Here is a 13,298-nt window from a genome sequence, read left to right as displayed (position 1 = left end):
GACATGCCCTGGGGCCGATACGGGCACATCCGTTGGAGGATGATCCTCATGGCGAACAGCGCCACCACCGAACCCGTCCACCGCACCGTCGAGGGCCCCGCGGGCCGGATCCATCTCGTCGAGCAGGGCACCGGCCCCCTGGTGCTGCTGCTGCACGGCTTTCCGGAGTCCTGGTACTCCTGGCGCCACCAGCTCCCGGTACTCGCCGCGGCCGGATACCGGGCCGTCGCGATCGACGTGCGCGGCTACGGCCGTTCCTCCAAGCCCGCTGACGTGTCCGGCTACCGGATCGGTGACCTCGTCGCCGACAACGTCGCCGTGGTCGAGGCACTCGGCGAGGAGCAGGCCGTGATCGTGGGCCATGACTGGGGCTCGGTCATCGCCGCGAACTCCGCGGTCATCGCCCCGGACACCTTCCGCGCCGTCGCCCTGATGTCCGTCCCCTACGCGCCGGCGGGCGAACGGAAGCCGAGTGAGATCTTCGCTCACATGGCGCCCCCGGAGCACGAGTTCTACGTGACCTACTTCCAGGAGCCCGGCCGCGCCGAGGCGGAGATCGAACCCGACGTACGGGGCTGGCTGCGCGGCTTCTACGCCTCCATGTCCCCTGACACCATGGCCGGCCCGGCCGAGCCCCCGGTGGTGCTGGTCCCCGCCGGCCACCAGATGCGCGAGCGCTTCCCCAAGGCACAGCCCGCATGGCTGTCCGACGCCGATCTCGACGTGTACGCGGGCGAGTTCGAGCGCACCGGCCTGGTCGGCGCGCTGAACCGCTACCGCAACTTCGACCAGGACTGGGAGGACCTCCAGCCGTACGCGGGGGCCCCGATCACCCAGCCGTCGCTGTTCATCGGCGGCGCCCTGGACGGCTCCGTCATCATGCAGGGCGAGGTCATCAAGGCCTTCGGGCACACCATGCCGAACATCCACGCCACCCACATCCTGGACGGCGCCGGTCACTGGCTCCAGCAGGAACGCCCCGAGGAGGTCGGCCGGCTGCTGACCGAATGGCTCGCGGCCGTGGACGGCTGAGTCCCGCCCCACCCCACCCGACGGCCCCGGACGTCACCACCGCCCGGGGCCGGCCGGGTCGGCCTCACGTACGGGCACCTGCCGGATCGGCCACTGCTCCGTCCGCCCGGGACATCGCGCCCGAGCCGGGCCCGAATCCCCTGACGATCAGCCACCCGGCCAGCCCCAGCTCCCAGGCGAACACCGGGAGCGCGGCGACCGCCCCCGCCGCGGAGAGCTGCGTGTAGGCCCCGAACATCACGGCGACGGCCGAGGCGCAGATCAGCGGCCCGCCGACCAGCCCGAGCACGGCGATGAAGCGTGGCACGAGCCGTGCGCGGTACGCCAGGTACGCAAGCAGGACGGTGTTCAGGCCGAGGGCGATGTTGGGCCCGAGCAGGAACGTCCAGTCGTGCACGGCCACCAGCGCGATGTCGGCGCCGGCCGCCGCCCCCGCGTCCCGCCGCAGGGTGAGGAGCGCCAGGACGGCGACGGACCCGAGGGCGATGACGGCCGCCTCCAGCAGCCGCCCGAAGGCGTACCCGAGTGCGAGCCCCTCGCCGTGGCGCCGCAGGACGGGGAACAGTGCCGCCCCGGTACCGGCGACCGCCACCACCAGCACCACCTCGCAGAGCACCCCGAGCAGCGCCTGCGTGTCGGCGCCCTGCGCGAGCCGGCCGTCCGCCGCGCCCAGCAGGGGGCGGTACAGAACCGCCCCGGCTATCGCGGCGGCCTCGGTCAGCAGGAACAGCGACCCGGCGGCCACCGCGGTTCTCCGGTCCGGACTCATCTTCTCGTACCCCTCGCTCGATGCTGGTGTACGCCGTACACCTGGCACTGACCATAGGTGTACGACGTACACTCGTCAAGGAGAGGGTGCTGTCGAGGAGGGAAGGGGCCGAACCGGAATGACCCGGCAGGAAGCCACGCACGCGCAACGGATCCCCCTGAACAGGGACCGTGTCCTGCGCGCCGCCGTCGCGCTCGCCGACGCCACCGGCATCGACGCGCTCAGCATGCGCAGGCTCGCGCAGGAGCTGGACGTCGTACCGATGGCCCTCTACAAACACGTGGCCAACAAGGAGGAGCTGCTCGACGGCATGGCCGACGCGGTCGTCGGCGAGATCGACCCGCCGGCCGCCGGCCCCGACTGGCAGCGCGTGGTGCGCGGGCGGATCCTCTCGGCCCGGCGGGTCCTGCTGCGCCACCCCTGGGCGGCCCGGGTCATCGAGTCGCGGACCGGCCCCACCCCGGCCGTGCTGGCGTACCTGGACTCGATGGCCGGGAGCTTCCGGGACGGCGGCCTCTCCGCCGATCTCACGCACCACGTCATGCACGCGATGGGCAGCCGCCTGCTCGGCTTCAGCCGGGAACTGTTCGACACCTCGGGCCCCTCCGGCCCGCCCGACCCGGGGCTGGCGGCGCGCTACCCGCACATCGCGGAACTGGCCGCGACGGCCGCACACGACGGGGGCTCCACGGTCGGCGGCGGCTGCGACGACCAGTTCGAGTTCGAATTCGCCCTGGACCTCCTCCTGGACGGCTTCGAAAGCCTCCGCCGCCAGGGCTGGACGTCCGCGCGGAAGGCGTAGAGGGTGCGGGGGCGGGGTGCTCCCGGTCCGGGTCCCGGTCCCGGGAGCACCCCGTCGGGATCAGGTCACGGGCAGCCGGGGCCCGTTCCGGGGTTGGCGCAGACGTCGGTGCCGGGGCCGCCGTCGTTGCTGTTCGTGCCCGGGCCGCCGTCGAGGTTGTCGTTGCCGACGTCGCCGAAGAGGGAGTCGTCGCCGGGGCCGCCGGTCAGGGTGTCGTTGCCCGGGGAGCCGCGGAGGGTGTCGCCGCCCGTGCCGCCCGCGACGCGGTCGTTGCCGGGCCCGCCGGTGACCGAGTCCGCCCCGGGGCCACCGCATACGAGGTCGTCGCCCGGGCCGCTGTTGATGGTGTCGTTGCCGCCGTGGGCGAGGATGACATCGCGTGCGGGCGTGCCGTTGATCTGGTCGTCGCCGGGGGTGCCGGTGATGGTGGGCTGTTCGCCGAAGCAGGTGACCGCGTCGACGGTGGTGGTCTCCGTCGCGATGTCGTTGGCCGGGGCCGGGTCGGAGACCGCGCCGGCCACGCCCGCCGTGTCGACGGCGATGTCCTCGGTCGTGGCCGTCGCCGTGATGGTTCGCGCGGCGCTCGCTCCGGGGGCGAGGGTGCCGATGCCACAGGTGACGACGTCCGGGGTGGTGCCGGCCGCGGTGCACCCGGGGGACGCCGAGACGAACTGCAGTCCGGCCGGGAGGTTGTCCTGGAGGACGACCCCCTCGGCCGTCTGCGGGCCGTTGTTCGTCGCGGTGAGCGTGTACGTCACGTTCTGACCCTCCACGACGGGATCGGAGCCCGTGTCGGACTTCGCGACGGCCAAGTCGGCATCGGTCAGGTGGAGGTGCCCGATGAAGCTGGAGGTCTCGGCGAACCAGATGTCGTCGTCCGGGCCCCTGGTGATGCCCCAGGGGCCGCGCTCCGAGGAGGGCAGGGGGAACATGGCGATGACGCCGGACGTGCTGATCCGCCCGATCTGCCCGCTGTTGCGTTCGGTGAACCACAGGCTGTCGTCCGGTCCGGCGACGATGTCCTGGGGCTGGGGCGCGAGGCCGTTCGACGGTACGCCGTACTGGGTGATCACGCCGGACGGGGTGATCCGGCCGATCCGGTTGCCGCCGAACACGGTGAACCACAGGTTCCCGTCAGGGCCGGTGGTGATGTCGGTCGGGCCGCCGCCGCCGGGCACCGGGAACTCGGTGACGACGCCGGACGGGGTCATGCGGCCGATGAGGTCGGCGCCGATTTCGGTGAACCACAGGTTCCCGTCAGGGCCGGTGGTGATGTAGGACGGCTGGCCGGAGCCGGCGGGCAGGGGGTACTCGGTGAGGGCGCCGGCAGTGGTGATGCGGGCGATCCGGCTGCCGTTCTGCTCGGTGAACCACATGGCCCCGTCCGGGCCGGCGGTGATGCCGGTGGGCTCGACGAACTGGTCGGGGAGGGGGTACTCGGTGACCGTGCCGTTCGTGTCGATCTTCCCGACCCGCGAGTCGAAGTGCTGCATGGTGAACCAGACGTTCCCGTCCGGGCCGGTGGTGATGTCGTGCGGGGTGCTGAACTCGCCGGGCAGGGGGTACTCGGCGATGAGGGTGCCCGTCGGGCTCATCCGGCCGATCTTGTTGCCGACCGCCTCGGTGAACCACAGGTTGCCGTCCGGGCCGGTGGTGATGCCCACCGGGGTGCTGGGGGTGGGTACCGGGTATTCGTCGATCCCGACGGCGGCCCGGGCCTGCGGGACCCCGGCGACCAGGGGCAGGACGGCGGCCATCAGGATGCCGGTGAGCAGCGTCGCCAGACCGCGCCGACGGCGGGGTTTCGGCCGCTGGGGCGTCACTGGCTCTGGCGCATTGCGGGTTGTGGGAGGCATCGGCGAGCACCTTTCGGTCGCGTGGCAACGCGCCCGTCGTACCAAGGCCCGATCGTTTCTTCGGATGCGGCGGCACCCGCGGCGCGCGGGACCTTCACCCGATCGGAGCCATGCCGGGCGGCAGCGACGGCGGCGCCGCCCTGGCCTGAGCGGCCATCCGCATCCGCCCCGGCTTCCGCACCCCGCCGGAAAGACGCGTGTCGGTCCAGCGCGGCACCCGATCCCCTGAACCGGCTGCCGGCCGCGGGCCGGTGAAACGGCTCCGGGCCGGCGGTCGGTGACCGTCGGCCCGGAGGGTGGAGCGCCCGTAGGGGCTTTGAGCTGGGGTTACAGCACCGGGAGGTTCTTGCGGAGTTCGAAGGCGGTGACCTCGCTGCGGTACTCCTCCCACTCCTGGCTTCTTGTTGCGGAGGAAGTCATGTCTGCCGCAGCCACCAGGCGGACCCTCTAAGGGCCCTATCCCAACCAGCATCTGAGCGGCCATCATTGGTCATCTCCAGTGACCACCGGCCACCCTCAGACGGCCCAGAGACGGCCCAGGAAGGCGCTTCGCCACGACACCGTAGCCAGCTCTGCAGCCTGAGTCAGGTCACTCGCCGCCTTCCTCGCCAGAAGAGTCGGGAGACCGGACCCCGTAAAGCTCTTGCAGGAAATCACCATTGGAAGCTGGATATATTCCATTCTCCGCAAGGAGATTCCAGAGAGGCTCCACAGTCAAAGCCGCACCATATCCCAGCTCAGGGGCAACGTGATTCGTTAGCAGCGATGACGTAACCACGCCCAATAGGCAGCCGTCCTCCGTGAGGACCGGGCCACCACTGAAGCCACCGCGCGCCATCGGGGAGATGACGAATAGAGGGTGCTTCGATCCCACGTATGGATCAATGATGGTGATGACCTCACCTCGAACTGCGACAAGCTCTGGACGTGGCGACGTCGGGATCGGCGGATACCCCAACGCAACAACTCTCATCATCACGAGACCGCCGTCGATCCAGTCGTCAAGATGTCCACCGATCTCGATGTGGTCGATCTTCCTGACCTTGCCATTGCCCCAAAAGCTGACATTCTCCATGTAGTACTCAAGGGAAAAATCGGTCTTCAGTAGTGCGAGATCAACGGTTGGATCACCTGGATAGATGACCTCAACAGAATCAATGGAAAGTTTCGCACCGCCGTACGGAATTAGGTTCTGGAGCTGACGATTTTCCACCACATGCCGGGCAGTTACTAGGTAACCGTCACCAATATGAAAGGCCGTCCCAATACCGGGCTCTCCGTCATCTCCGGATGTTTCTACGCACACGAGGCAGGGCGAGTGAAGTTGATAGAAACTCAACTCCGGGGCTGGCGTGGAATCAAGCGACTCTGCCACGCAGGGCCTCCTTCCATGACCGCGATTCCTAGACCGCGTTGAAGTTGCCGGAAGACGATCTTAGGGCAGTAGTAGATCACGCAACCGTCCTGCACGATGGGTGAAGAACAGGCGTCCGATTCACATACTGACATCGGGCACCAGCAGCTCTCATGGCAGGGCCATGAATGCCCAGGGAACTGCCCAGACGCACCGCCGGCTGCCCACGTGAGCGATCACGTTCAAGCGAACGCATCGCCTTCACGGTCAGGCCAAGCGAGCGTGATCCCCGCGCGTCGGCGCAGGGCGACCCACCGCGACTCCGACGGCTCGCGCTCTACCCATAGGACAGCGCGCACTGAGTCCGCCCTGCCCTTGAGCCTGTCGTGGTAGTCGAGCAGTTGCCCGGTGCCCGTGCGCAGCTAACGCGTCTCGGCCAGTGATTCGCCCCCTGCCAGCGAGTCCGCCGCCGAGGGCCCCGTTACATGACGAACTCGTCACCGAGGGCACCTCCTTGAGGCGCCGCCCGACGCTCCAGGACTTAGGTCGCGCCCATCCTTCCGGTACCTGTCGAGCTCGAACGTCTACTGGTTGCAAGCCAGAAGCCGTGTCGTCATAGCCACCCCTGCCGGTCGAGGAGATCAGCTTCACGAGGCTACGGCAGCGGCACGACAGGCCACCAACGAACTGGCTGGGGCCGATGCAACCTGCGCCAGCTACGCAGCTCCTTAGTCTAGGCGGGGGTAAGAAGCCACTCAGGAACGGCGGTTCCAACGGCCGCTCGACGATGTTCCGCGCGCACCCTTGCGGCGTCCGGCCTAAGCTTGGATCGGCGGTTGCACGAAGTGGCTGAAGTCGTATCCCCGCATCGTCCAGCCGCATCTCGTGAGGCCGGAGCACGATCCCAGCCGGCGTTACCCCCGGCCGCCCTCTGCGAGGCGGACGGCAAGGTGTTGTCGATCCGAGAGATCGGTCGCTGCTGTGGGCCGCCATCCTGCGGCAGGTTCGATATCCCCACCAAGGACTTCATGCGAGGTCGAAAATGACTAAGCGCAGGCCTTCGCGGCAGGAGCTGAACCGACGAAAGCGTCGGCGTGATTTCGTGGGGCGTCAGGTCGAACTCGGCAAGTTCCGGGAGGTATTTACTCGGAATCCAGAAGACGAGGCATGGCCATTCTTGTTTCACGTCCACGGTATCGCAGGAGTGGGTAAGACGTCCCTGGTCAGGTACTGGGAGAGTCTCGCTATCGAGAACCGGGCGATGACCGCGTACGTGGACGACGACGTAAATAGTGCTCTCGAGGCAATGGAAGCGATCAGCCTGCAATTCGGACGGCACGGGCAGCCGCTGACGGCATTTGACAGACTGGCAGCCAAGTACAGGGAGCAGTACCACAAGGCGGGATTCGCTGCCGCTGGACCCGTCTCTGTTGATACGGAAGAGAATTCCTCTGCTTCGACATTGGCTACGGTTGGTACTCATGTCGCGTTGGCGGGCGCAGCCATGCTTCCGGTTCCGGGAGTGGGTGTGGTAACGGGCGCAATTGATCCAAAACAGGCTGCCAAGGAACTGGAGGGCTTGTGGAAGAGGCTCAGCGAACGACTGCGAAGCCATGAGGACGTAAAGCTGGTGATGCAGCCTTTGCAGGCCCTCACGCCCGTATTTCTTGAAGAGCTGGCGAAGGTGGCGTGGGATCATTCACGGGTGGTGATCTTCTTCGACACCTACGAGCGGACCGCTTCCGTACTGGATCGCTGGCTATCGGAAATGCTGATGGGCGAAGACTATGGCGAGCTGGCAGCCAACATAGTGGTAGTGCTATGCGGGCAAGGACGCTTGGACGCCCGATATTGGGGCGATTTCCTGAAGTTTATGGTCGACGTGCCACTGGGAGAGTTCACCGAACACGAGGCTCGTTTGCTGCTCGCCGACAAGGGCATAGCCGATGACCACGTGGTGGAGATGATGTTGCGCCTGTCCGGGCGACTTCCGGTGTTGGTGGACACTCTCGCCGAGACTCGCCAGAGCGATTTCACGGATATCGGCGACCCCTCGGAGACGGCGGTGGAACGGTTCCTGAAATGGGAGACCGACTCGAATCGCCGTGCCGCGGCACTGGCATGCGCCCTGCCGCTGCAATTGGACGAGGACGTATACCGCGCGATCGTGCCTGAAGAGTCGTCCAACGAGTATGCATGGCTACGGCACCTGCCGTTCGTCAACGAGCAAGCGGGGCGCTGCCGCTATCACGACGTTGTGCGAGCGCCCATGCTACGGCTCCAGCGGACGAAGTCCCCGTCCCAGTGGCGTACCCAACAGACCGCCCTTGCCGATGCCTTCCGGCAGTGGCGTCGAGCCCTGGAGGAACCCCTTGCCCGCGAGGAGCGCTGGGCAGATGTGACGTGGCGCGAGCATCTGCTCAGCGAGACCTATCACCGGCTGTGCGCGGACCCTCGTCTGGCGTGGCCCGAGGCTCTCGCAGAGACGGTCCCAGCCTGCAACCAGGGCGTCGCGGTCTTGCGCCGCTGGGCTCAGATGCTGGTCCACGCCGGAGAAGACACTGACACCTCCAAGCTCACAGACTGGGGTCAGCGACTGGAAAAGGCCGCGGAAGAGAGCACCTGCCGCGCCGTGGACCTGCTCCTCGGAACTGATGAGCTCGGCCCCGCAGATCGAGCTCTTGCCTACACCATCCGTGCCCGCGAGCATCTCGAGGCGAGCCGCGCCGAAGCCGCCATCCATGACTACGGGGCGGCGCTGGCACTGAACCCGGAACTGGTCCTTGCCTACTCGGGTCGCGGCGTCGGCCTTCGAGCGACGGGTCGCTACGAGGAGGCGGTGGAGGACTTCACCCGGGCCCTCGCACTCGACCCCGATCAAGTGTGGCTCCTCGGCATCCGCGGCGAGACCTGCCAGGACATGGGTCGCTACGAGGAGGCGGTGGGCGACTTCACCAGGGCCATCGCCCTCGACCCCCATCAAGTGTGGCTCTGGGCCGTCCGTGGCGTGAGCTACCAGGCCATGGAGCGCTACGAGGACGCCGTAGCCGACTACAGCCGGGCCATCGAACTCGACCCCAACAGATGCTGGTCCCGCTATGTCCGTGGCGTCATCTACAAGGTCATGGGCCGCTACGAGGAGGCGCTGGAAGACTACTCCCGGGCCGTCGAACTCGACGGCGACCACGCATCAATCGTGCTCGGCCGTGGCGAGACCTACCAGGCCATGGAGCGCCACGAGGAGGCGGTGGCCGACTTCACCCGGGCCGTCGCACTCGACCCCGACCAACCCCGGGCCCTGGCCGTCCGTGGCGACGCCTACCGGTCGATGGAGCGCCACGAGGAGGCGGTGGCCGACTACAGCCGGGCCCTGGAACTCGACCCCGACCAAGCCCTGGCCCTGGCTGGCCGTGGCGTGAGCTACCAGGCCATGGAGCGCTACGAGGACGCCGTAGCCGACTACAGCCGGGCCATCGAACTCGACCCCAACGGGTGCTGGTTCCGCTATGTCCGTGGCGCCATCTACAAGGTCATGGGCCGCCACGAGGAGGCGCTGGAAGACTACTCCCGGGCCGTCGAACTCGACGGCGACCACGCATCAATCGTGCTCGGCCGTGGCGAGACCTACCAGGCCATGGAGCGCCACGAGGAGGCGGTGGCCGACTTCACCCAGGCTCTCGCACTCGACCCCGACCAACCCCGGGCCCTGGCCGTCCGTGGCGACGCCTACCGGTCGATGGAGCGCCACGAGGAGGCGGTGGCCGACTACAGCCGGGCCCTGGAACTCGACCCCGACCAAGCCCTGGCCCTGGCTGGCCGTGGCGTGAGCTACCAGGCCATGGAGCGCTACGAGGACGCCGTAGCCGACTACAGCCGGGCCATCGAACTCGACCCCAACGGGTGCTGGTTCCGCTATGTCCGTGGCGCCATCTACAAGGTCATGGGCCGCCACGAGGAGGCGCTGGAAGACTACTCCCGGGCCGTCGAACTCGACGGCGACCACGCATCGATCGTGCTCGGCCGTGGCGAGACCTGCCAGGCCATGGAGCGCCACGAGGAGGCGGTGGCCGACTTCACCCGGGCCGTCGCACTCGACCCCGACCAACCCCGGGCCCTGGCCGTCCGTGGCGTGAGCTACCAGGCCATGGAGCGCTACGAGGACGCCGTAGCCGACTACAGCCGGGCCATCGAACTCAACCCCGACCAACCCCGGGTTCTGGCCGCCCGTGGCGACGCCTACCGGTCGATGGAGCGCCACGAGGAGGCGGTGGCCGACTACAGCCGGGCCCTGGAACTCGACCCCAACCAACACCTGGCCGGCCGCGGCGTGAGCTACCAGGCCATGAAGCGCCACGAGGAGGCGGTGGCCGACTACAGCCGGGCCTTGGAGCTCGACCCCGATCAACTCCTGGTCCGAACCTTCCGTGGCGTGAGCTACCTGGCCATGGAGCGCCACGAGGAGGCGGTGGCCGACTTCACCCAGGCTCTCGCACTCGACCCCGACCAATCCCTGGTCCGAACCTTCCGTGGCGTGAGCTACCTGGCCATGGAGCGCCACGAGGAGGCGGTGGCCGACTTCACCCAGGCTCTCGCACTCGACCCCGACCAATCCCTGGCCCTCACCTACCGTGGCGCCAGCTACCAGATCACCGGTCGCTATGAGAAGGCGGTGGCCGACTTCACCAGGGCCGTCGAAATCGACTCTGCTCAATCCCTGGCCCTGGCCGGCCGCGGCGACACTCACCGATTGACGGGTCGCTACGAGGAGGCGGTGGCCGACTACACCCAGTCCGTCGAACTCGACCCAGACAGCGCCTATGCATTCGCCGGCCGTGCCGGGACTCACCGGATTCTCGGCCGCTACGCCGATGCGCAACAGGACTTGGACGCTGCTGCCTCAGCCGCATCGAGCCACCCGCGCTCCGCCCTGGAAGCCGCACTGCTGTCCAGCGCAGCCGAGGGCCCGGTTCGAGCCAGGCCCCGATGGGAAGCGCTTGATGACATCTCCGACTCCTTCGGCAAGCACTTCACACCATCAGACTGTGCCGTATTGCGGCTGGTGATCTGCTGCGCCTTGGAAGACTGGAGTGGGGCGGACGCTGCCTTGCCGAAGGTTCTCGCCAATCCCTTGAGGGGGGTCATGGACGAGGCGGTGGAACACCTCACGGAGCTCTCACGAGCACCGGGATCGGATGCTCCTCGACTCGGCTGCTACCGCGAGCGGCTCGCCCAAGCCTAAGCCCAACCTGAGTGAGTCCGGCCGGGGGAAGGCCACAGGGCAGTAGACCGGAGGCGCACGTTCGAGTGCTCGTGGAAATCTAGTTTCTGCAACGGCGCACGTCAGGCGTGGGGGGCGCCAGTCAGGCGCCCCCTGGCCGCGCGTACGTGTAGCCGGGCAGCAGTTGAGGCCCCTAGACTTTCAGTCATCGATCCTTCGAACAGTGATCTTTGAGTAGAAGGAGACCGGGATGATCGATGACACTCAAATGCGCTTGTTGGCGCTCTGTGCCCTGCGCATCGAAGCGAAGAGCGTGGACTGGTCGCTGCTCGCGCGTTGCGCCCTGAATGGGAAGCTAGACAGCCTGTGTGAAGGATTCATTCCGGAAGACTCAGCCGCCGCACGCAAGGCGCTCCCTCTCCTGCGGCAGGCCCTGGCTGAGAGCCCACTCTCGCAGCACTTCGGCCGTGTCGAGGAAGAGTTGGAGCTGGCCGCTACGGTGGGGGCTGGCCTAGTCACCGTGCTTGACGCCGACTACCCCGAGAACCTGCGAAACGTGGCCGACCTGCCACCATTTCTATTCTATCGCGGAGCATTGGACCACGAGGCCGATGCTCGCTCAGTTGCCGTTGTGGGAACGCGACAGGTTTCGGATATCGGGCTTTCCCGCGCCAAACGTGCATCTCGGGAGCTGGGCGAAGCGGGATATTGCATCACTTCGGGTCTTGCCCGCGGGGTAGACACGGCCGCCCATCAGACGGCACTGCACTTCGGTCGCCGAACCATCGCAGTAATCGGTACAGGGATTACTCGATGCTATCCGAAGGAGAACCACGACCTCGCGGAGGAGATCGCTGAGCGCGGCGTAATCCTTTCGCAGTTCTGGCCGTCTCGCTCGCCGGGGCGCGACACGTTCCCGCGCAGGAATCACGTCACCTCCGCAGCCAGTCTGGGAACTCTCGTCATTGAGGCGTCGGGAACCTCGGGCGCGAAGATGCAGGCACGCGTGGCAGCTGAACAAGGGAGGCACGTCCTACTTCTTCGCTCGCTCGTCGACAACCAGCCATGGGCGCGCAAGATGGTGGACGCAGGCAAGGCGACAGCCGTGGGAGCCATCGAACAAATGCTCGAAGTTCTGGCCACCCCCGTCCGCTCGTACGAAGCACCACCGCAGCTACAGCTCTTGTTTGACGCTGGGTGATTGCGCGAGATCGGAACGTAGGATTAGCTTTCCCTGGGGTTCAGTCGTGAGCAGGGGGGCTGGAGTTGTCCTATCGTGTCTTCGCGCGTCCCAACCATCAGGGTTGGATGACGAGCCACTGGGTGAGGTGGTTGCGTGAACAAGGGGTGGCCCCTCCGGTCCTGCCGGATGACGCCAATGCAACATGCCTTACTTGCCGCACACCAACCCGCGTGGGCAGTCTCGGGACGCCTTACGAGCGGTGCTTCGACTGCGCAAACACCATTTCTCGACATCTAGACGGATTCGTTCCGATCTGCTACTCCCTCCACAGCGGCTTCGAGGGAGTCTTGTGGCGCGCGAAGAATGACGCATCTGCGGGCTGGTTGCGTATGCCTTTGGGTGCACTACTTTGGTCATTCCTGAAGAGCCATGAGCGCTGCATAGAGACAGCGTATGGGGGGCCGTTTGATCTGAGGATCGCCATGCCCTCCCACTCGTCTACGCGTGGCGGAGTGAGTCACCTTGACAGGGTCGTCAATTGCGTCAGAAACTTCTCGCAATCTTGGGATAGCTCGGCACTCGTCAAAAATGACGCATCGAAAGCTGATACGCGGCGAGGGAGGGCCGTCGAAAATCTCTTTTCGGCGAGCTCGATAGTGGCGAGAAAACGGGTACTTGTTCTCGATGACACGTTTACCACCGGTGGCACCTTGGCAAGCGCCGCACGAGCTCTCAAGGATGGCGGCGCCCGAACGGTCGTGGGAATTTCCTTTGGTCGACAGCTATCCGCGGAGTGGAGCGATTCCAGGGACTTGGTTTCCACACTGCCGCAAAGGGTGCTTGATCTAGATAGCTGCGTGGTTCACGGAATCCACTCCCAAGATCCGTTTTCAGAGCTATTTGGGCGCCGGCGATGACAGGGGGCCGACGTACAGCCGCTGAGCCGAGGCGCATTTCCTGGAATCCGTCCTAAAGTGCGACGCTCAGCCCGGTCAGCCCGGACAGCTCCCTTCCCGGCTGTCCGGGCTGTTTTCGCTGGTCACAGGCTTAACCGGGCTTGTGGGACTGCTGGCCACTCCTCCCT

The 13,298-nt window shown here is 66.8% G+C and carries 8 protein-coding genes and 1 pseudogene; 5 read left to right on the top strand and 4 right to left on the bottom strand.

Annotated elements, in window-relative coordinates:
* Positions 1-48: 48 nt before the first annotated feature.
* A complete protein-coding gene (locus RIU97_RS28405; RefSeq protein WP_404960417.1) occupies positions 49-1,032 on the top strand; it encodes an alpha/beta fold hydrolase in 984 nt (327 codons plus the stop codon).
* Between the two features lie 64 nt (positions 1,033-1,096).
* Here the strand turns inward: RIU97_RS28405 and RIU97_RS28400 are convergent, their stop codons facing one another.
* Entirely contained in the window at positions 1,097-1,801 is a 705-nt protein-coding gene (locus RIU97_RS28400; RefSeq protein ID WP_404960416.1) for a DUF4386 domain-containing protein, read from the bottom strand.
* 118 nt (positions 1,802-1,919) lie between these two features.
* Between RIU97_RS28400 and RIU97_RS28395 the strand changes: the two genes are divergently transcribed.
* A complete protein-coding gene (locus RIU97_RS28395) occupies positions 1,920-2,603 on the top strand; it encodes a TetR/AcrR family transcriptional regulator C-terminal domain-containing protein (protein ID WP_404960415.1) in 684 nt (227 codons plus the stop codon).
* 65 nt (positions 2,604-2,668) lie between these two features.
* On the opposite strand, the gene RIU97_RS28390 is transcribed toward RIU97_RS28395, so the two are convergent.
* The 3 genes and pseudogenes from RIU97_RS28390 to RIU97_RS28380 all read right to left on the bottom strand — a co-directional run bounded on the left by RIU97_RS28390 (position 2,669) and on the right by RIU97_RS28380 (position 5,834).
* Entirely contained in the window at positions 2,669-4,459 is a 1,791-nt protein-coding gene (locus RIU97_RS28390; protein WP_404960414.1) for a hypothetical protein, read from the bottom strand.
* A gap of 327 nt (positions 4,460-4,786) precedes the next feature.
* Positions 4,787-4,874 (bottom strand): annotated as a pseudogene (locus RIU97_RS28385) (glutamine synthetase); the annotation flags it as partial.
* Positions 4,875-5,048: 174 nt separating this feature from the next.
* On the bottom strand, positions 5,049-5,834 hold the full coding sequence (locus tag RIU97_RS28380; protein ID WP_404960413.1) for a serine protease: 786 nt from the start codon (positions 5,832-5,834) through the stop codon (positions 5,049-5,051).
* Between the two features lie 1,240 nt (positions 5,835-7,074).
* Between RIU97_RS28380 and RIU97_RS28375 the strand changes: the two genes are divergently transcribed.
* The 3 genes from RIU97_RS28375 to RIU97_RS28365 all read left to right on the top strand — a co-directional run bounded on the left by RIU97_RS28375 (position 7,075) and on the right by RIU97_RS28365 (position 13,131).
* Positions 7,075-11,052, top strand: coding sequence for a tetratricopeptide repeat protein (locus RIU97_RS28375; protein WP_404960412.1), 3,978 nt, complete (start codon positions 7,075-7,077; stop codon positions 11,050-11,052).
* Positions 11,053-11,281: 229 nt separating this feature from the next.
* Positions 11,282-12,232 carry a DNA-processing protein DprA gene (locus RIU97_RS28370; RefSeq protein ID WP_404960411.1) on the top strand — a complete coding sequence of 317 codons (951 nt, stop codon included), beginning with the start codon at positions 11,282-11,284 and terminating at the stop codon, positions 12,230-12,232.
* Positions 12,233-12,339: 107 nt separating this feature from the next.
* Positions 12,340-13,131 (top strand): ComF family protein, encoded by a 792-nt coding sequence (locus RIU97_RS28365; protein WP_404960410.1) that lies wholly within the window; start codon positions 12,340-12,342, stop codon positions 13,129-13,131.
* Positions 13,132-13,298 lie beyond the last annotated feature (167 nt).

The sequence above is a fragment of the Streptomyces sp. 147326 genome (genome assembly GCF_045000215.1).
Taxonomy (GTDB): Bacteria; Actinomycetota; Actinomycetes; order Streptomycetales; family Streptomycetaceae; genus Streptomyces.
Note: the sequence above shows the minus strand (reverse complement) of the source record. Positions and strands in the feature narration are given on the sequence as shown.

Excerpts from the sequence above, each read along its gene's own strand:
- RIU97_RS28405 (WP_404960417.1), top strand. The coding sequence starts at position 49 with ATGGCGAACAGCGCCACCACCGAACCCGTCCACCGCACCGTCGAGGGC.
- RIU97_RS28400 (WP_404960416.1), bottom strand. The coding sequence starts at position 1,801 with ATGAGTCCGGACCGGAGAACCGCGGTGGCCGCCGGGTCGCTGTTCCTG.
- RIU97_RS28395 (WP_404960415.1), top strand. The coding sequence starts at position 1,920 with ATGACCCGGCAGGAAGCCACGCACGCGCAACGGATCCCCCTGAACAGG.
- RIU97_RS28390 (WP_404960414.1), bottom strand. The coding sequence starts at position 4,459 with ATGCCTCCCACAACCCGCAATGCGCCAGAGCCAGTGACGCCCCAGCGG.
- RIU97_RS28375 (WP_404960412.1), top strand. The coding sequence starts at position 7,075 with ATGACCGCGTACGTGGACGACGACGTAAATAGTGCTCTCGAGGCAATG.
- RIU97_RS28370 (WP_404960411.1), top strand. The coding sequence starts at position 11,282 with ATGATCGATGACACTCAAATGCGCTTGTTGGCGCTCTGTGCCCTGCGC.
- RIU97_RS28365 (WP_404960410.1), top strand. The coding sequence starts at position 12,340 with ATGACGAGCCACTGGGTGAGGTGGTTGCGTGAACAAGGGGTGGCCCCT.